This window comes from Microbacterium sp. Soil_N32 (assembly GCF_057655505.1).
This window is the reverse complement of record NZ_JBDGME010000019.1, coordinates 495,756-512,487: the sequence shown is the minus strand read 5'-3', so window position 1 is coordinate 512,487 and position 16,732 is coordinate 495,756. Positions and strand designations below refer to the sequence as shown.

Here is a 16,732-nt window from a genome sequence, read left to right as displayed (position 1 = left end):
TGCCGACCGTCCACCGAATCGGTTCGATCTCGCGCTTGCTAGTCCGATCCGGCGCTCCACGTCAAGGGTCTGTGGATGCCCGGAGGCGTGCGGGAGAGTGAAGCTCATGCCCGACGCCGCCGACTCCCACCGCGCCAGGGCGAGTTCGAGGCACGCAGGTCCGACCGACCTCGATGCGCGCTCGTGGCGCTTCGTCGCGCGCAGCACCGTGCGGAAGTTCGCCGACGACGGTGCCGGCGACATCGCGGCCGCGCTCACCTTTCACGCCGTCCTCGCGCTCATCCCGTCGATGCTGGTCGCCGTGTCGATCATCGCGCTGCTCGGTCGGGAGTCGACCCCCGTGTCCTTCGTGCTGGAGGTCGTGCGCGCCGTCGCCCCGGAGGACGCGGCCGAACGGCTCGGCGAGATCGTCGACGACCTGACGGAGTCGGCGATCGGCGGGCTTCCCCTGCTCCTGGGTCTCGGGCTGACCGTTTGGGCGATCGCGCGGTACATCGCAGTGCTGGGGCGGGGAATGAATCGCGCTTACGAGGTCGAGGAGGGGCGGGCGCCGTGGAGCATCAAGGTCGCGCAGCTGCTCTCCGCGGTGGTCGTCATCGTGGCGTCCGCGGCCGCGATCCTCGTCCTCGCGGCGAGCGGATCGGTGGCCAAGGCCGCGGGTGAAGTTCTCGGGCTGGGGGAGGCCGGCGTCGTGGTCTGGCGCATCCTGCGTTGGCCGGTGCTCCTCGCGATCGTGATCGCGACCATCGCATTCCTCTCCGACAGAGCCCCCAACGTCCGGCATCCGCGATTTCGGTGGCTGAGCTGGGGAGCGACGCTGACCGTGCTCGTTCTGGTCGTGGCATCCGTGCTGTACGGGCTCTACGCGACGACCATCGTCGATTACGAGCGGGTCTACGGCATCTTCGCCGGTGTGATCGTCTCGCTGCTGTGGCTCTGGATCGCGAATCTGGCGCTCGTCCTCGGTGTGGAGTTCGACGCGGCACTCGAACGCGCTCGCGAGTTGCACGCAGGCGTGCCGGCGGACAAGAGCCCGCGCCTGCCCCCGCGCGACCGTTCGCGCATCGCGCGCAAGCAGGCGCGACGCACCGCGGAGATCATCGAGGCGCGTCGGCTGCGCGGTCGCTGACCGGCGCCGGCTCAGTCGCGGACGGGCCAGGTGCCGTCGAGCGCCTCGTGCGCGTCGAGTCGCCCGATGCGAACGAAGTACTCGGTCAGGCTCGCGGCTTGGGATCGCGCCCACCCGATCTGGTGCGTGTGCAGCTCGTGGACCTCCGGTGGCAATGCGAAACGTCGGGCGAGTGCCTGAGCCACGCGCCCGGCCGCGATCGCGTCGGCCGCGGCCTCGTGGGCATCGTCGAGAGCCACGGCGTAATGCGCGGCCACCACCGCCAGGGTGCGTTTGCCCGGCCTGTAGCGGTCGAAGGCGCGGTCGATGACGAAGGGATCGATGATAGGGGCCGGGGCATTCAGGGGGTCGAGTCCGTGACGACGAGCCTCGTGCGCGAGCAGCGAGAAATCGTAGGCGGCGTTGTACGCCACGATCGGCACGCCCTGTGCGAGGAGCGACCCGATCGCACGGAGCACCTGAGAGACCACTTCGTGAGCAGGGCGTCCCTCCGCGCGGGCGTGCGCCGTCGTGATGCCGTGCACCGCCGTGGCGCCGGGCGGGATCTCCATCCCGGGGTCGGCGAGCCACGACCGCGCGACGAGCTGGCGCCCCTGGGCGTCCAGAACGCCGACGTGCGCGGTGACGATGCGGTCGGTGCCCACGTCCACCCCGGTCGTCTCGAGATCGAAGACTCCGACGCGGTGAACCCAGGACGGGAGTGGGCGATCGGACGGCATGCCGTCACGATACGTTCGGCCGCCGACATCCCGGGAGAGGCGCTCTCGTGTCCGTACACTCGAAGGATGACCGTTCCCTCCCCGTATGCCGACCGTCTCGAGCGTCTGCCGGTCGAGCGGCGCGAGGCCACGGTTCTGGGGGGGACGACCGCGTACTGGGTATACGGCCCGCACGACGCGCAGACGACGATCGTCGCGGTGCACGGATTCCGCGGGGACCACCACGGCCTCGAGTCCGTGCTCGCCTTCCTCCCCGAGGCCCGCGTCATCGCTCCCGACCTCCCGGGGTTCGGCGAGACCGGGCCGCTTCCCGGCCGGGCGCACGACCTCGCCGCGTACCGGGAGTGGCTGACGGCATTCGTCGCTGCGACGGCTCCCGGCGCCGTGATCCTGGGACACTCCTTCGGGTCGATCGTCGTCTCCGCCGCCGTGGCCGGAGGACTGCGCACCCCGCGCGTCGTGCTCGTCAATCCGATCGGCGCACCGGCGCTGGAGGGACCGAAGGCGGTGCTCACGAAGCTCGCCATCCTGTACTACGCGCTGGGTGCTCGCCTCCCCGAGCGGGCGGGGACCGGTCTGCTCCGCCACCCGCTCATCGTGCGCGTCATGAGCATCGCGATGGCGAAGACCCGCGATCGCGGGCTCCGGCGCTTCATCCACGATCAGCACGATCGCTACTTCTCCCGGTTCGCCGACCGCGACGTGCTGCGCGACGCCTTCGTCACGAGCGTCTCGCACGACGTGCGCGAGTTCGCGCCGGACATCGCGGTGCCCACCTTGCTCATCGCCGCCCAGCGGGACGACATCACCCCGATCGAGGCCGAACGCCGACTGGCGACGCTGTTCGCCGATGCGACCCTGGTGGAGATCGCGGACGTCGGCCATCTCATCCATTACGAGACCCCCGCGGAGGCTGCGGGTGCGATCAGGCGTTTCCTCCGGATTCCCGTCTCGCGAGGCCGATGAGTCCGGCGACACGGAACGGGATCACCTCGCCCATCGCGAGCGCGGTCTCGGTGCGTTCGACGCCTTCGATCGACAGGATGCGGGCGTCGGTGTCGAACAGGTGACGCGCGTCGCGGCATGCGACGCGCGCGAGCACGTCGATCGACCCACTCAGCCCGTGCGCCTGCACGATCTCCGGGATGCGGGACAGCTCGCCGATGATGCGCGGCAGCTCCGTCTGGCGTACTCCGATGCTGACGAACGCGTGCAGGGGGAACCCGAGGACGTCGGGGGAAAAAGACCTCTCGTACGGCAGGAAGATGCCCGTCTGCTCCAACCGGGCCATGCGGGCCTGGATGGTGTTGCGGGAGAGGCCGAGGCTCTCCGCGAGCGAGACGATCGTGGTCCGCGGATCGTCGGAGAGCGCGGCGAGGATTTCGAGATCAGTGCGGTCGAGTCCGGGCATACTGCCAAACCCTAGCAGGCACCATTCGGTGAAAAATGAGCAACATGCTCAGTGTGCTGTCAAATGCTTGAGCGAGGTGTTCAGCAGACGTACGCTCAGGCATGTCGGCATCGTCGCCGGCAACCGCGGTGCCACGAGTACCGCGCAGACCGAGGAGGACGATGATGTCACCGCAGATCACTCCCATCGCCGAAACCGAACAGGACCTGTCGCTCGTCGAGCGGCTGCTGACCCCGGAGGGGCAGCGCATCGCGAATCCGCGGCTCGACCCCTTCGTGCAGGATATCGACGCCGCCGCGTTGCGCGGGATGCTCCGCGACATGGTCGTGCTGCGACGGATCGACGCGGAAGGCGTGGCGTTGCAGCGCCAGGGGCAGCTCGGGCTGTGGGCCCCGTGTCAGGGCCAGGAGGCCACGCAGATCGGCACCGCGCGTGCGCTGGAGAAGCGCGACTTCGTCTTCCCCAGCTACCGCGAGACGGGCGTGATCTACGCCCGGGGTGCCCGTCCGGGCGACTACGTCCGGATGTGGCGCGGCGAGGAGGGGGCAGGACACGACCCGGCGTCGCTCCGGGTCGCCCCTCTGCAGATCATCATCGGCGCGCAGACTCTGCATGCCGTCGGATACGCCATGGGCATCCGACACGACGGTGCAGACGAGGTCGCCGTCACCTACTTCGGTGACGGGGCGACGAGCCAGGGCGACGTGAACGAGGCGATGGTGTTCGCCGCGTCGTACAACGCGCCGGTCGTGTTCGTCTGCCAGAACAACCACTGGGCGATCTCCGAGCCGGTCGCCGTGCAATCGCAGTTCCCGATCGCGGGGCGCGCCCCGGGCTTCGGCATCCCGAGCGTGCGCGTCGACGGCAACGACGTACTCGCCTGCTTCGCGGCGATGCGCTGGGCGCTCGCCCACGCCAGGGCAGGCAAGGGGCCCGCCTTCATCGAGGCCGTGACCTACCGCATGGGACCGCACACCACCGCCGACGACCCCACCCGCTACCGCCCGGAGGGCGAGCTCGAAGCGTGGCGGCAGCGTGACCCCGTCGCGCGGCTCGAGAAGCATCTCGAGGAGCTCGGCGAGCTCTCGGCGGAGCATGCCGCCGAGACGCAGACCGAGGCGGATCGGGTCGCACGCGAGATGCGCGCCGAGTGCCTCGGCATGGTCACGCGGCCGCCGCTCGCGGTGTTCGACGGGGTCTACGCCGAGCCTCACACCGGACTCGAGCGCCAGCGCGCCGACTACGCGGCGTACCTCGCCGGCTTCGACGAGGAGGTCGTGGCATGACCGAACTCACTCTCGGCAAGGCACTCGGCGCCGGACTCCGGCGCGCGATGCACGACGACGATCGCGTGGTGCTGCTGGGGGAGGACATCGGGCGCCTCGGCGGCGTCTTCCGCATCACCGACGGACTCCTCGACGAGTTCGGTCCGACGCGTGTGATCGACACGCCGTTGGCCGAGTCCGGCATCGTGGGCACCGCGGTGGGGCTGGCCTTCCGCGGCTACCGCCCGGTCGTCGAGATCCAGTTCGACGGCTTCGTCTACCCGGCCTTCGATCAGATCGTCGCGCAGGTCGCCAAACTGCATTACCGCACCCAGGGCCGCGTGCGGATGCCGATCACGATCCGCATCCCGTGGGCGGGCGGGATCGGTGCCGCCGAGCACCATTCCGAGTCGCCCGAGGCGTACTTCGTCCATACCGCGGGGCTGCGCGTCGTCGCGGTGTCGAACCCGGCCGACGCCTATCGCGCCCTGCGCCAGGCGATCGCCTCCGACGACCCGGTGGTGTTCTTCGAGCCCAAGCGGCTGTACCACCACAAGGGCGAGGTCGACCTCGACGCCCCGCTGGCGGATGCTCTGCCGATGGGGCTGGCGCAGGTGGTGCGACCGGGGACCGATGCGACCGTCATCAGCTACGGCGCCATGATCTCGACAGCGCTGCAGGCGGCGGATGCGGCCGCCGACGAGGGCGTGTCCCTCGAGGTGATCGATCTGCGCTCGCTGTCGCCCGTCGACTACGACACCGTGGCGGCATCGGTGCGTCGCACAGGTCGGGTCGTCGTCGCGCACGAGGCCTCTCGCGAGGCGGGGGTCGCCGCCGAGGTGATCGCGAGCATCACGGAGTTGTGCTTCGAGTACCTCGAGGCTGCGCCGCTGCGGGTCACCGGGCACGACATCCCGTACCCTCCGGCGAAGCTCGAGAAGCACCATCTGCCGGATCTCGATCGGATCTTGGACGCGGTCGACCGTGTGCTCGACCGCCACAGCCTGACGGGAGCAGAGGCATGAACGCGGAGTTCCGCCTGCCCGACCTCGGTGAGGGGCTCACCGAGGCGGAGGTCGTGCAGTGGCTCGTCTCGCCGGGTGACCCCGTCGCTCTCAATCAGACGCTCGCGGAGGTCGAGACGGCCAAAGCCGTCGTCGAGCTGCCGTCGCCCTACGAGGGAACGGTGACGGTGCTGCACGCCGATGCCGGCGAGACGGTGGCGGTCGGAGCCCCGCTGATCGCGTTCGACGTGGCGGGCGACGACTCCGCACCGGTCGACGTTCCGGAGACGGCGGAGACCGCGCCGTCGGACGGCGCTCAGCCGAACCTCGTCGGTTACGGGGCCGCCCCCGCGACGGCGGGGCGGCCCGCCCGGCGTCTCCGGCGCACGGCGCCCGCGCTCGCCCGCGACACGGCCGTGCTCGAAGCGGCCCCGCACGATGCGTCGCCGTCGGTCGAACCGGCGTCGCCCGTGCCCACGGAACGCCCGCGCTCCACCCCGCCGGTGCGCGCCTACGCGAAGCGGCTCGGGGTCGACCTCGAAATGCTCGCAGCGATCGTCGGCGACCGGGTGATCCGTCGCGACGACGTGGACGCGTTCGCGGGCGGCGGCGCGGGAACCGGAGCCGAAGCGGCACCCGCCACGAGCGGGTCGCACTCCGGATCCGCGGCCGATCGCGACGCGGCTCCGCGCGAGGTGCGCATCCCCATCCGCGGCGTCCGGAAGCACACCGCGGCCGCCATGGTGCAGAGCGCCTTCACAGCGCCGCACGTCACGGTCTTCCACACCGTCGACGTCACGGCGACCATGGAGCTGATCGCATCGCTGAAGAACGACAGGGCGTGGGGATCCCATCGCATCGGACCGCTCGCCGTCATCGCCTCGGTCGTGTGCCTCGCTCTGCCGCGCACGCCAGGGCTGAACGCGCGATGGGACGAGGAGGCGGGCGAGATCGTGCAGTACTCGTACGTCGACCTCGGCATCGCGGCGGCGACCGATCGGGGTCTGATCGTGCCGAACATCCGCGATGCCGGCGATCTCGGCCTGGCGGCGATGAGCGACGCCATCCGGGAGGTCGCCGAGACGGCGCGCGCGGGGAAGACCTCGCCCTCCGACCTGCTCGGCGGGACGTTCTCGATCTCGAACATCGGCGTGTTCGGCGTCGATGCGGGCACCCCGATCCTGCCGCCGGGACAGTCGGGCATCCTGGCCGTCGGCGCCGTGCGCCGTCAGCCGTGGGAGTACCGCGGCGAGATCGCCCTTCGCCAGGTCATGACGCTGAGCCTGTCGTTCGATCACCGACTCGTCGACGGCGCGGAAGGGGCGAAGTTCCTCAAGGATGTCGCCGACGTGCTGGAGGAGCCGGGGCGGTCTCTGCTGCTCAGGTAGCCGCGCGGAGGGCGGCCGAGGCCATCGCGGTGAGCACCTCGGCCGTCGACGCGTGGCCTCGAGCGGCGGATCGCGTGCTGTGCGGGGTGGAGTTGATGAGTCCGAAGCAGGCCTGCACTCGCAGCCTCAGCTCGTCGGTGTCGGCCGAATGGAGCGGGGCGAGGCACTCGATCCAGAGGTCGACGTAGCTGCGCTGCAGTCGCCGCACCTGCGCACGGTCGCCGTCGCTCAGGTGAGCGACGTCTCGGTCCTGCACCTGGATGACCGGCGCGTTCGCGAGGGCGAAGCCGACGTGGAAGCGCACGAGCGCGTCCATGCGGGCGTCATCGTCGTGGTCGGAGTCGGCCACGGCGCGACCGCCCGACAGCAGATCGCGACTGACCTGTACGAGGATCGCGCCGAGCAGGGCCTGCTTGCCGGCGAAGTGGCGATAGACGGCGGGCCCGGACACGCCCACGGCCGCCCCGATGTCCTCCAGGCTGACGCCGGTGTACCCGCGATCTGCGAAGAGGAGGGCCGCATGGTGGAGGATCGCGTCCGTGCGCTCCAACTTCGCGCGATCGCGAGCGGTGACGGGGCTTGTCATCTCAGTTAATCCTCGCTAACCTACGGTGATGGGTTAGTGAACACTAACCGAAAAAGCGTGAGCTGCGCCACCGCGCGCGCTCCCACCGTGCGATGTCGAGGAGGACACCACGATGCCCACGACGCAGGAATCGCTCGCGCAGCAACTGCGGGAGCGTCTCGAGACGGCCGCTCTGGGCGGGCCGGAGAACTCCCGGCAGCGTCACGTCGCTCGCGGCAAACTGCTGCCGCGGGACCGTGTCGACCGGCTGCTCGACGAGGGGAGCCCCTTCCTCGAGATCGCCCCGCTCGCCGCCCACGGGCTGTACGGCGGCGAGGCGCCCGGAGCCGGGGTCATCGCGGGGATCGGGCTGGTGCACGGGCGTCACGTGATGGTCGTCTGCAACGACGCCACGGTGAAGGGCGGCACGTACCTCCCCATGACCGTGAAGAAGCACCTCCGCGCTCAGGAGATCGCGCTGGAGAACCGTCTGCCCTGCCTGTATCTCGTCGACTCCGGAGGGGCCTTCCTGCCGAAGCAGGACGAGGTGTTCCCCGATCGCGAGCACTTCGGCCGCATCTTCTACAACCAGGCGCGGCTGTCGGCCCAGGGCATCCCGCAGCTCGCGGCGGTCCTCGGCTCGTGCACCGCGGGAGGCGCCTACGTGCCCGCGATGAGCGACGAGACGGTGATCGTGCGCAACCAGGGCACCATCTTCCTCGGGGGACCGCCGCTCGTGAAGGCCGCGATCGGCGAAGTCGTCACGGCGGAGGAACTGGGCGGCGGCGAGCTGCACGCCCGCCGCAGCGGTGTGGTCGACCACCTCGCCGAGGACGACGAGCACGCGCTCGAGATCCTCCGCGACATCGTGCGCACGCTCCCCGCGCCCGCCGAGCCGGCCTGGCCCGTCCTGCCGGCGCGAGAGCCGGCCGAGAACGGGTCGCTCTACGACGTCGTCCCGGTCGACGTGAACGCCGCCTACGACGTTCGCGAGGTCATCCACCGCCTCGTCGACGCCGACAGTGTGCGGGAGTTCAAGTCCGAGTACGGCACGACCCTCGTCACGGCCTTCGCTCGGCTGCACGGGCATCCGGTCGGGATCGTGGCGAACAACGGAGTGCTGTTCAGCGAGTCGGCCTCGAAGGGGGCGCACTTCATCGAACTCTGCGATCAGCGCGGCATCCCCCTCCTGTTCCTGCAGAACATCACGGGCTTCATGGTCGGCTCCGACGCCGAGGCGGGGGGCATCGCCAAGGACGGGGCGAAGATGGTCACCGCCGTGGCGAGCACTCGCGTGCCGAAGCTCACCGTGATCATCGGCGGATCCTTCGGTGCGGGCAACTACTCGATGTGCGGGCGGGCCTACTCGCCCCGTTTCCTGTGGACGTGGCCGGCCAGTCGCATCTCGGTGATGGGCGGGAACCAGGCCGCCGCCGTGCTGGCGACCGTGAAGGAGGACCAGCTGTCGGGGCGCGGCGAGTCGTGGTCTGCGCAGGAGCGCGCCTCGTTCGAGGAACCGATCCGAGCCCAGTACGAGGAGCAGGGCGAGCCGTACTACGCCACCGCGCGCCTCTGGGACGACGGCATCATCGACCCGCAGCAGACGCGCGACGTGCTGGGCCTGGCCCTCGAGGTCGTCTCCCGCGTCCCGCTGCCCGAACCGCGCTTCGGCGTCTTCCGGATGTGACCTCATGAACCACGACAATCAGCCCCTGTTCGACATCGTGCTCGTCGCAAACCGCGGCGAGATCGCCCGCCGCATCATCCGCACGCTCCGGACCCTCGGCATCCGCAGCATCGCCGTCTACAGCGATGCCGACGCCGAGGCCCCGCACGTGCGGGAGGCGGACGCGGCGGTGCGCATCGGCCCCGCTCCGGCCGCCGAGTCGTACCTCCGGGTGGATGCCGTGATCGAGGCGGCACAGCAGACCGGGGCGCAGGCGATCCACCCCGGCTACGGCTTCCTCTCGGAGAGCGTCGATCTGGCCGCCGCCTGCGCGGACGCCGGCATCGCGTTCATCGGACCGGGCATCGCCGCACTCGAGATCATGGGCGACAAGGCGCGCGCCAGGGAGCACGTCGCCGCGCACGGCGTGCCCGTGGTGCCGGGCTTCGATGCCGCCGGGCTCACCGACGAGCAGATCGCGACGGAAGCGGCGCGCATCGGCTTCCCCGTACTGGTCAAGCCCAGCGCGGGCGGCGGCGGCAAGGGCATGGAGGTCGTCACCGATCCGGCTGATCTGCCGCGCGCGCTGTCTTCGGCGCGTCGGATCGCGATCGCCGCGTTCTCGGACGATGCACTCGTGATCGAGCGCCTCATCTCCCGGCCGCGTCACATCGAGGTGCAGGTCTTCGGCGACGCCCACGGCCGGGTCATCCACCTCGGCGAGCGCGAATGCACCCTCCAACGCCGTCACCAGAAGGTGATCGAGGAGGCGCCCTCCGCCGGGATCCCGGACGACACGAGGCGCCGACTGCTCGATGCCGCGGTGCGGGCCGCCGAGAGCGTCTCGTACGTCGGCGCCGGTACCGTCGAGTTCCTCATCGATGCCGATTCCCCCGACGAGGTCTTCTTCATCGAGATGAACACGCGGCTTCAGGTCGAGCATCCGGTCACCGAGGAGGTCACCGGCCTCGATCTCGTCGCTCTCCAGGTGCGTGTCGCGGCGGGACGGCCGCTCGACACGGATCCGCGCCTGCACGGGCATGCGGTCGAGGCGCGCGTGTACGCCGAGTCCCCGGAGCGCGGGTTCCTCCCCTCGACGGGCAGGGTGCTGCTCTTCGCACCGCCGGCAGGGGTGCGTGTGGACGCAGCCGTCGAGACGGGGAGCGAGATCAGCGGACACTACGACCCCCTGATCGCGAAGATCGTCGCTGTCGCCGACGACCGCCGCACGGCGCTGGCCCGTCTCGATCAGGCGCTGTCGCGCACCGTCGTGCTGGGGGTCGAGACCAACATCGCCTTCCTCCGTCTGCTCTGCGCCGATGCCAGGGTGAGGGCGGGAGACCTCGACACCGGGCTGATCGAGACGCTGCTGCCGTTCCCTGCTGCACCCCCCAGCGACGCGATGCTCGCCGCGGCGAGCGCCGCTCTTCCATCGCGTGGCGCGCGCGTCGGCTCGCCATGGGATCGGGCGGACGGGTGGCGGCTCGGTCGGTCCGTGTCGACGGAGCGCGACGCCGTCATGTTCCTGACCGACGACGACGACGAGCTCACGACGCCGGCGCTGTCGTCGCGGGCGGCCGGAGCCACGGCTCGCCGCGACGCGGACGGTGCGATCTGGGTGAGCGAGGACGGGCGATCCGTGCGCCTGCGCGCGCTCGACCGCCGCGACCGCGCGCTGCGGCGGCTGGCCGCGCGCGATGCCGAGTCGGCGGCTGCCGAGCCCGAGGGCCGCGCCCCGATGCCCGGCACCGTCGTGGCGGTGCACGTCGAGGACGGCAGCCGCGTCACGGCGGGCGACCCACTCGTGTCGATCGAGGCGATGAAGATGGAGCACCCGGTGAGCGCACCGACCGATGGGGTCGTGCACGTGCTGGTGTCGCTCGGAGACCAGGTACGGCGGGGACAGCCCGTCGTGCGCGTGACCACGCAGGAGGAGCGATGATGCACGGGATGAGCGACGAGGAACGCGAGCTGGCGGGGATGGTGCGGGAGTTCGCCGACACGGTGGTGGCACCGCGGTCGTACGAGGCGGACCGCACCCACACCCTTCCAATGGATGTCGTGTCGGCGATGGGGGAGCTGGGGCTGTTCGGCCTGCCGTTCCCCGAGCAGTACGGCGGCCAGGGCGGCGACTACTTCGCCTTGGGACTCGCGATCGAGGCGCTCGCCCGCGTCGACCAGTCCATCGCCATCACGCTCGAGGCCGGGGTGAGCCTGGGCGCGATGCCGGTCTTCCGCTTCGGCGACGACCGTCAGAAGGAGGAGTTGCTCCCCGACCTCCTCGCCGGACGTGCTCTCGCAGGCTTCGGTCTGACCGAACCGGAGGCCGGCAGCGACGCCGGTGCCACGCGCACCACCGCTCGGCTGGACGGCGACGAGTGGGTCATCGACGGGGCGAAGCAGTTCATCACGAACTCGGGCACCCCGATCACGCGCTTCGTCACCGTCACCGCGGTCACCGGCACCGAGAACGGTCGCAAGGAGATCTCGACCATCATGGTGCCGAACGGCACCCCCGGGTTCACGGTCGAGGCCCCGTACGACAAGGTCGGGTGGAACGCCTCCGACACGCATCCGCTGACCTTCACCGAGGCGCGGGTGCCGGCCGAGAACCTGCTGGGCGCCCGCGGCGCCGGCTTCCGCGGGTTCCTCAGCATCCTCGACGAGGGGCGTATCGCGATCGCGGCTCTCGCGACCGGTGCGGCGGAGGGATGCCTCGAAGCGGCCGTCGAGTACGCCAAGAGCCGCACGGTGTTCGGCAGTGCCCTCGCCACGCGGCAGAACGCGCAGTTCACCCTGGCTCGCATGCGGGCCCGGGTGCACACCGCGCGACTCGCCTGGCATCACGCGGCGCGGCTGCGGGACGCCGGCCGCCCGTTCGCCGAGGAGGCGGCGATCGCGAAGCTGGTGTCGGGCGAGGCGGCGATGGATAATGCCCGCGACGCGACGCAGATCTTCGGCGGGAACGGGTTCATGAACGAGTTCCCCGTCGCGCGTCACTACCGCGACTCGAAGATCCTCGAGATCGGCGAAGGCACGACCGAGGTGCAGCTACTGGTGATCGCACGGTCGCTGGGCCTGGCCGGGTAGCGTGAGGGCATGACCGAGCGGGAGATCGTGCAGCGCGGGCTGTACTACGAGGAGTTCGAGGTCGGAGCCCGGTATCTGCACCGCCCGGGCCGCACGGCCACCGAGGCGGACAACGTGCTGTTCACGACGCTGACGATGAACACGCAAGCCCTGCACCTCGATGCGGCGTTCGCGGCGACGCAGGAGCCGTTCCGGGCGCGGCTCATGAACTCGATGTGGACGCTGTCGACCATGGTGGGTGCGTCTGTCGCTCAGCTCACGCAGGGCACGCTCGTCGCGCAGCTCGGTCTGGGCGACATCGCATTCCCGAAACCCCTGTTCGCCGGCGACACGCTGTACACCGAGAGCGTCGTGACGGCGAAGCGCCCGTCCGGCTCGCGCCCGGGCCAGGGGATCGTGGAGATCGCCCACACCGGCCGCAACCAGGACGGGGCGGTGGTGGCGACCGCGTCGCGCTCCGTGCTCGTCCACCGACACCCCGAGGAGAGCGCGTCGTGACCTTCGCCATGGGCCCTGCCCTGCTGTTCTGCCCCGCCGATCGTCCCGAGCGTTTCGCGAAGGCGGCTGCGCGCGCCGACGCGGTGATCCTCGACCTCGAGGACGCGGTGCGACCGGAGGGGAAGGCCGTCGCACGTACGCACGTCATCGGCGCCGACCTCGACCCCTCGCGTGTCATCGTCCGGGTGAATGCACCGGGCAGCGCGGAGTTCGCCGCCGACCTCGAAGCGGTCGCGGCCTCGCCGTTCCGCACCGTGATGGTCGCGAAGGCCGAGGATCCGGCGGCGCTCGACGTGTTCGACGCGGACTACGCGGTGGTCGGCCTGTGCGAGACCGCCCGCGGTGTTCAGGCCGCAGACGTGCTCGCCGCGCACGCTCGCGTGACGGCGCTCATGTGGGGTGCGGAGGACCTCGTGGCCTCCCTGGGCGGAACGTCCAGCCGACGCCCGGACGGCGTGTACCGAGACGTCGCCCGGTACGCGCGATCGCGAGTTCTCGTGGCGGCCGGTGCGCACGGTCGGGCGGCCATCGACGCGGTGCATCTCGACATCGACGATCTCGCCGGCTTGGAGGAGGAGGCCGCGGATGCGGCCGCCTCGGGGTTCCGTGCGACCGCGTGCATCCATCCGGGCCAGGTCGAAGCCATCCGGGCCGCCTTCCGCCCGGATGCGGCACTGGTCGCCTGGGCGCGCGGGGTGCTCTCCGCCGCGGAGGGGGAGCGAGGTGTCTTCCGGTACGACGGGCGTATGGTCGACGAGCCCGTGCTGCGCCATGCCCGATCGGTGGTCGACCGCGCGGGGTGAGCGGGCGACTCAGAGCAGGACGTTCTGCTCCAGCAGACGCAGGGAACCCGGCGACGCCTCGAACCGCGTCGCAGAACCGTTGCGGATGACGTCGCCGATGCGCGGCAGCGTGCCGCCGGACACGTGATCGATGAGCGCGCGGATCACACCGCCGTGCGCGACGACGATGACGGACTCGGCCATCGGTGCGGAGCGCCGGCGGGCGTCACGGGCGATGACGTCGAGCGCGCGCAGGGCGCGCTCCGCCACGTCGCCCAGCGTCTCCGCACCCGGCACGGCGGCGTCCCAGTCGCCGTAGGTGCGCAGGTAGTCCTCGACGAGCATCCCCTCGCCGTCGCCGAACTCGCGCTCGCGCAGGTCGGGCACGAGCACCGGGCCGTCTAGGCCGATCTCTCCCGCGATGATCTCGGCCGTCTCCCGCGCACGCGCGAGAGGGCTGGCGTAGACGGCGTGGTGCGTCGAGCCCCCGAGCTGACCCGCCGCCCACCGGGCGTCGGCGCGACCGGTGTCGTTGAGCGGGATGTCGGTCGACCCCTGGATGCGGCGAGCGAGGTTCCAGTCCGTCTGACCGTGGCGGACGAGCGTGAGAAGGGTCACGTGAGAAGCTCCTGCAGGGCCGGGAGCACGTCGCTCGTTCCGGCCGCGATGGTGACATGGGCCCAGGCGTCGGCGCGCGTGGGCTCGTGGTTGACGATGATCAGGGGGATGCCGCGGCGACGGGCGCGCTCGACGAGACGCACTCCCGAATTCACGACGAGCGAGGAGCCGGCCACGATCAGCGCGGTGCTGGAGCGCAGAAGCGACTCGGCGGCGCGGAATCGGTCGAGCGGCACGTACTCGCCGAAGAAGACCACGTCCGGCTTGAGCATGCCTTCGCACACCGTGCAGCGGGGGATCACGAAGCCGTCGACCGTCTCGGGGAGCACGTCGCCGTCGGGGTTGAGTTTGACGTTCTCCGGAACCGTGATCCACGGGTTGAGCTCTTCGATCTGCACCGCGACGTCGCGGCGGTCGAAGACCTGACCGCAGTGCAGGCAGAGGACTCGGCGCATCGTGCCGTGCACCTCGATCACATGCGAGCTGCCGGCGCGCAGGTGCAGCCCGTCGACGTTCTGGGTGATCACTCCGCTGACGACCCCGGATGCCTCCATCTCGGCGAGCGCGGCGTGACCCCGGTTCGGTTGCGCACGGGCGAACGACCGCCACCCCAAGTGCCCGCCGACCCAATAGCGTCGTCGGGCGGCCTCGTCTCCGAGGTACGTCTGGATGGTCATGGGGTTGCTGCGCGGGGGAGCACCCTCTCCGCGATACGCGGGGATGCCCGAGTCGGTCGAGACGCCCGCGCCCGTCAGGAGCGCGATCCGGGTTCCGCGGAGCAGACCGGCCGCCTGTTCGATACGACGCCGGATCTCCTCGTCTGCGATCGTGGTCACGGAGCCTCCTCTGCGATTCTACGGGCCGGGTCGGACGGTGGCGTCCGAGGCGCGGGGGCACGTGCGACAGTGGACATCTATGGAGATCGTGTACATCGACGCGGCGGACGACGCGCGTCTCGACGACTACCGCTCGCTCACCGACACCGCCCTGCGTACGCGTCTAGAGCCCGCGGGAGGACTGTACATCGCCGAATCGGCGACGGTCATCGAGCGGGCCGTCGCAGCGGGCCATCGGCCGCGATCGGTGATGGTGCAGCGTCGTCGGCTCGAGGCGGTGGCGGCGATGCTCCAGATGGCCGACGTTCCGGTCTACGTCGTGCCGGATGCTGTCGCGGAAGCCGTCACCGGGTACGACGTCCATCGGGGAGCCCTCGCCGCGATGCACCGCCCCGCACTGCCCGGCGTGCGGGAGATCGTCGCCGGAGGGCGCCTCGTCGTGATCCTCGAGGGCATCGGCGACCACGCGAACATCGGAGCCGCCTTCCGGGCCGCCGCGGGACTGGGCGCCGACGCGGTGCTGGTCGCGCCGCGCTGCGCCGACCCCCTGTACCGCCGCAGCGTCCGGGTGAGCATGGGCACCGTGTTCCAGGTTCCCTGGACCCGGATCGACGACTGGGACGGCGCGATGGCGGACCTCCGCTCCGAGGGGTTCTCGCTCGCGGCGCTCGCCCTCGACGACCGCGCGGTCACCCTCGACGCCTACGTCTCGCAGCGTCCGGACCGTGTCGCGCTGATGCTCGGCTCGGAGGGCGACGGGCTCTCGTCGTCGGCGCTCGCGAGCGCCGACGACACCGTCATGATCCCGATGTCCGGGGGAGTGGACTCGCTGAACGTCGCGTCGGCAGCGGCCGTCGCCCTCTGGGCGCTCTCGCGCTGAGGCGGTCGCGATCGACCCGTGACGACGAGTGCGGCGCGATCAGCGGCTCTCGGGGAAGACGATCGGCGACGGCTCCGGACGCTTGGCCGCGACGTGGTCGCCCGACGACTGGTGGCGCAGGCGGCGCAGCACCCACGGCACCAGGTGCTCACGGGCCCAGCCGAGGTCTCCCGCCCGGGCCTCGCGCCAGGTGCGCGCGGGCAACGGCTCCGGCTGCATCGCCTCGAGGTCGTTGGGCACGTTGAGGGCGCGCAGCACCATGCGCGCGACCTCGTGGTGCCCCAGCGTGTTGTAGTGCAGGCGGTCGTCGTCGAAGAACCGCGGGTCCTGCACCACTTTCAACGCCCACTGATCGGCGACGATGCAGTCGTGGCGTTCGGCGATCGCGCGCACGTTCTCGTTGTAGATGGCGACTTTGCCGCGGAACGGCCGGAACACGGGCGTGAACGCCGTGTCGATGCCGGTGAACAGCAGCACGGCGGCCCCGGTCGAGGCCAGGCGCGACACCGCATCCTCCAGCTGCGCGGCGATCGCGTCGGGGTCGGTACCGGGCCGGATGACATCGTTGCCGCCCGCGGAGATCGAGACGAGGTCGGGGTGGAGGGCCACGGCGGGTTCGATCTGGTCGCGGACGATCTGTGCGACCAGCTTCCCGCGCACCGCGAGATTCGCGTACGCGAAGTCGTCGACCTGCTGGGCCAGCACCTCCGCGACCCGGTCCGCCCAGCCGCGGTGCCCGCCCGGGACGGCGGGATCGGGGTCGCCGATGCCCTCCGTGAACGAGTCGCCGATGGCGACGAAACGACGCCAGGGATGGGGGGCGTCGTTGGGGACGTAGGGGGTCCGGGTCGAATCCTGGTCTGTCATCCAGCTCTCCTTCG

General features: G+C 70.9%; 17 protein-coding genes. 11 read left to right on the top strand and 6 right to left on the bottom strand.

The window, feature by feature from the left end; translation table 11 throughout:
- Window positions 1-106: 106 nt before the first annotated feature.
- Window positions 107-1,129, top strand: a complete 1,023-nt coding sequence (locus AC3A3J_RS10590) for a YihY/virulence factor BrkB family protein (RefSeq protein WP_487672233.1) — start codon at window positions 107-109, stop codon at window positions 1,127-1,129.
- Window positions 1,130-1,140: 11 nt separating this feature from the next.
- Here AC3A3J_RS10590 and AC3A3J_RS10585 read toward each other — a convergent pair whose 3' ends face one another.
- Window positions 1,141-1,848, bottom strand: a complete 708-nt coding sequence (locus AC3A3J_RS10585; RefSeq protein ID WP_487672232.1) for an exonuclease domain-containing protein — start codon at window positions 1,846-1,848, stop codon at window positions 1,141-1,143.
- Between the two features lie 66 nt (window positions 1,849-1,914).
- Here AC3A3J_RS10585 and AC3A3J_RS10580 point away from each other — a divergent pair, with 66 nt between their 5' ends.
- The gene (locus AC3A3J_RS10580) at window positions 1,915-2,814 is read left to right on the top strand and encodes an alpha/beta fold hydrolase (protein ID WP_487672231.1); all 900 of its coding nucleotides are present in this window, start codon (window positions 1,915-1,917) and stop codon (window positions 2,812-2,814) included.
- On the opposite strand, the gene AC3A3J_RS10575 is transcribed toward AC3A3J_RS10580, so the two are convergent.
- Window positions 2,774-3,259, bottom strand: a complete 486-nt coding sequence (locus AC3A3J_RS10575) for an Lrp/AsnC family transcriptional regulator (RefSeq protein WP_314647339.1) — start codon at window positions 3,257-3,259, stop codon at window positions 2,774-2,776. The genes AC3A3J_RS10580 and AC3A3J_RS10575 overlap by 41 nt on opposite strands.
- Window positions 3,260-3,423: 164 nt before the next feature.
- On the opposite strand from AC3A3J_RS10575, the gene pdhA reads away from it, so the two are divergent.
- The 3 genes from pdhA to AC3A3J_RS10560 are packed head-to-tail and all read left to right on the top strand — an operon-like array spanning window position 3,424 to window position 6,916.
- Complete coding sequence (gene pdhA / locus AC3A3J_RS10570) at window positions 3,424-4,545, top strand: pyruvate dehydrogenase (acetyl-transferring) E1 component subunit alpha (RefSeq protein WP_487673100.1); 1,122 nt, start codon at window positions 3,424-3,426, stop codon at window positions 4,543-4,545.
- A complete protein-coding gene (locus AC3A3J_RS10565; protein WP_487672230.1) occupies window positions 4,542-5,549 on the top strand; it encodes an alpha-ketoacid dehydrogenase subunit beta in 1,008 nt (335 codons plus the stop codon). Before pdhA ends, AC3A3J_RS10565 begins: the two co-directional genes overlap by 4 nt.
- Window positions 5,546-6,916, top strand: a complete 1,371-nt coding sequence (locus AC3A3J_RS10560) for a dihydrolipoamide acetyltransferase family protein (protein ID WP_487672229.1) — start codon at window positions 5,546-5,548, stop codon at window positions 6,914-6,916. Before AC3A3J_RS10565 ends, AC3A3J_RS10560 begins: the two co-directional genes overlap by 4 nt.
- On the opposite strand, the gene AC3A3J_RS10555 is transcribed toward AC3A3J_RS10560, so the two are convergent.
- A complete protein-coding gene (locus tag AC3A3J_RS10555) occupies window positions 6,909-7,502 on the bottom strand; it encodes a TetR/AcrR family transcriptional regulator (protein WP_487672228.1) in 594 nt (197 codons plus the stop codon). The genes AC3A3J_RS10560 and AC3A3J_RS10555 overlap by 8 nt on opposite strands.
- A 112-nt stretch (window positions 7,503-7,614) precedes the next feature.
- Between AC3A3J_RS10555 and AC3A3J_RS10550 the strand changes: the two genes are divergently transcribed.
- The 5 genes from AC3A3J_RS10550 to AC3A3J_RS10530 are packed head-to-tail and all read left to right on the top strand — an operon-like array spanning window position 7,615 to window position 13,538.
- On the top strand, window positions 7,615-9,168 hold the full coding sequence (locus AC3A3J_RS10550; protein ID WP_487672227.1) for a carboxyl transferase domain-containing protein: 1,554 nt from the start codon (window positions 7,615-7,617) through the stop codon (window positions 9,166-9,168).
- Window positions 9,169-9,172: 4 nt separating this feature from the next.
- Entirely contained in the window at window positions 9,173-11,089 is a 1,917-nt protein-coding gene (locus AC3A3J_RS10545; RefSeq protein WP_487672226.1) for an acetyl/propionyl/methylcrotonyl-CoA carboxylase subunit alpha, read from the top strand.
- On the top strand, window positions 11,089-12,237 hold the full coding sequence (locus AC3A3J_RS10540; protein WP_487673099.1) for an acyl-CoA dehydrogenase family protein: 1,149 nt from the start codon (window positions 11,089-11,091) through the stop codon (window positions 12,235-12,237). Before AC3A3J_RS10545 ends, AC3A3J_RS10540 begins: the two co-directional genes overlap by 1 nt.
- Window positions 12,238-12,246: 9 nt before the next feature.
- On the top strand, window positions 12,247-12,735 hold the full coding sequence (locus AC3A3J_RS10535) for a MaoC family dehydratase (protein WP_487672225.1): 489 nt from the start codon (window positions 12,247-12,249) through the stop codon (window positions 12,733-12,735).
- Window positions 12,732-13,538, top strand: a complete 807-nt coding sequence (locus AC3A3J_RS10530; RefSeq protein WP_487672224.1) for an HpcH/HpaI aldolase/citrate lyase family protein — start codon at window positions 12,732-12,734, stop codon at window positions 13,536-13,538. The genes AC3A3J_RS10535 and AC3A3J_RS10530 overlap by 4 nt, the downstream gene beginning before the upstream one ends.
- Before the next feature lie 9 nt (window positions 13,539-13,547).
- Here AC3A3J_RS10530 and AC3A3J_RS10525 read toward each other — a convergent pair whose 3' ends face one another.
- A complete protein-coding gene (locus AC3A3J_RS10525; RefSeq protein ID WP_487672223.1) occupies window positions 13,548-14,135 on the bottom strand; it encodes a histidine phosphatase family protein in 588 nt (195 codons plus the stop codon).
- The gene (locus AC3A3J_RS10520) at window positions 14,132-14,971 is read right to left on the bottom strand and encodes a Sir2 family NAD-dependent protein deacetylase (protein WP_487672222.1); all 840 of its coding nucleotides are present in this window, start codon (window positions 14,969-14,971) and stop codon (window positions 14,132-14,134) included. The genes AC3A3J_RS10525 and AC3A3J_RS10520 overlap by 4 nt, the downstream gene beginning before the upstream one ends.
- 79 nt (window positions 14,972-15,050) lie before the next feature.
- Here AC3A3J_RS10520 and AC3A3J_RS10515 point away from each other — a divergent pair, with 79 nt between their 5' ends.
- A complete protein-coding gene (locus AC3A3J_RS10515) occupies window positions 15,051-15,851 on the top strand; it encodes a TrmH family RNA methyltransferase (protein ID WP_487672221.1) in 801 nt (266 codons plus the stop codon).
- Window positions 15,852-15,890: 39 nt separating this feature from the next.
- Here the strand turns inward: AC3A3J_RS10515 and AC3A3J_RS10510 are convergent, their stop codons facing one another.
- The gene (locus tag AC3A3J_RS10510) at window positions 15,891-16,718 is read right to left on the bottom strand and encodes an SGNH/GDSL hydrolase family protein (protein WP_487672220.1); all 828 of its coding nucleotides are present in this window, start codon (window positions 16,716-16,718) and stop codon (window positions 15,891-15,893) included.
- Between the last annotated feature and the right edge of the window lie 14 nt (window positions 16,719-16,732).

Coding starts and splice junctions, on each gene's coding strand:
- AC3A3J_RS10590 (WP_487672233.1), top strand. CDS start 107: ATGCCCGACGCCGCCGACTCCCACCGCGCCAGGGCGAGTTCGAGGCAC.
- AC3A3J_RS10585 (WP_487672232.1), bottom strand. CDS start 1,848: ATGCCGTCCGATCGCCCACTCCCGTCCTGGGTTCACCGCGTCGGAGTC.
- AC3A3J_RS10580 (WP_487672231.1), top strand. CDS start 1,915: ATGACCGTTCCCTCCCCGTATGCCGACCGTCTCGAGCGTCTGCCGGTC.
- AC3A3J_RS10575 (WP_314647339.1), bottom strand. CDS start 3,259: ATGCCCGGACTCGACCGCACTGATCTCGAAATCCTCGCCGCGCTCTCC.
- pdhA (WP_487673100.1), top strand. CDS start 3,424: ATGTCACCGCAGATCACTCCCATCGCCGAAACCGAACAGGACCTGTCG.
- AC3A3J_RS10565 (WP_487672230.1), top strand. CDS start 4,542: ATGACCGAACTCACTCTCGGCAAGGCACTCGGCGCCGGACTCCGGCGC.
- AC3A3J_RS10560 (WP_487672229.1), top strand. CDS start 5,546: ATGAACGCGGAGTTCCGCCTGCCCGACCTCGGTGAGGGGCTCACCGAG.
- AC3A3J_RS10555 (WP_487672228.1), bottom strand. CDS start 7,502: ATGACAAGCCCCGTCACCGCTCGCGATCGCGCGAAGTTGGAGCGCACG.
- AC3A3J_RS10550 (WP_487672227.1), top strand. CDS start 7,615: ATGCCCACGACGCAGGAATCGCTCGCGCAGCAACTGCGGGAGCGTCTC.
- AC3A3J_RS10545 (WP_487672226.1), top strand. CDS start 9,173: ATGAACCACGACAATCAGCCCCTGTTCGACATCGTGCTCGTCGCAAAC.
- AC3A3J_RS10540 (WP_487673099.1), top strand. CDS start 11,089: ATGCACGGGATGAGCGACGAGGAACGCGAGCTGGCGGGGATGGTGCGG.
- AC3A3J_RS10535 (WP_487672225.1), top strand. CDS start 12,247: ATGACCGAGCGGGAGATCGTGCAGCGCGGGCTGTACTACGAGGAGTTC.
- AC3A3J_RS10515 (WP_487672221.1), top strand. CDS start 15,051: ATGGAGATCGTGTACATCGACGCGGCGGACGACGCGCGTCTCGACGAC.
- AC3A3J_RS10510 (WP_487672220.1), bottom strand. CDS start 16,718: ATGACAGACCAGGATTCGACCCGGACCCCCTACGTCCCCAACGACGCC.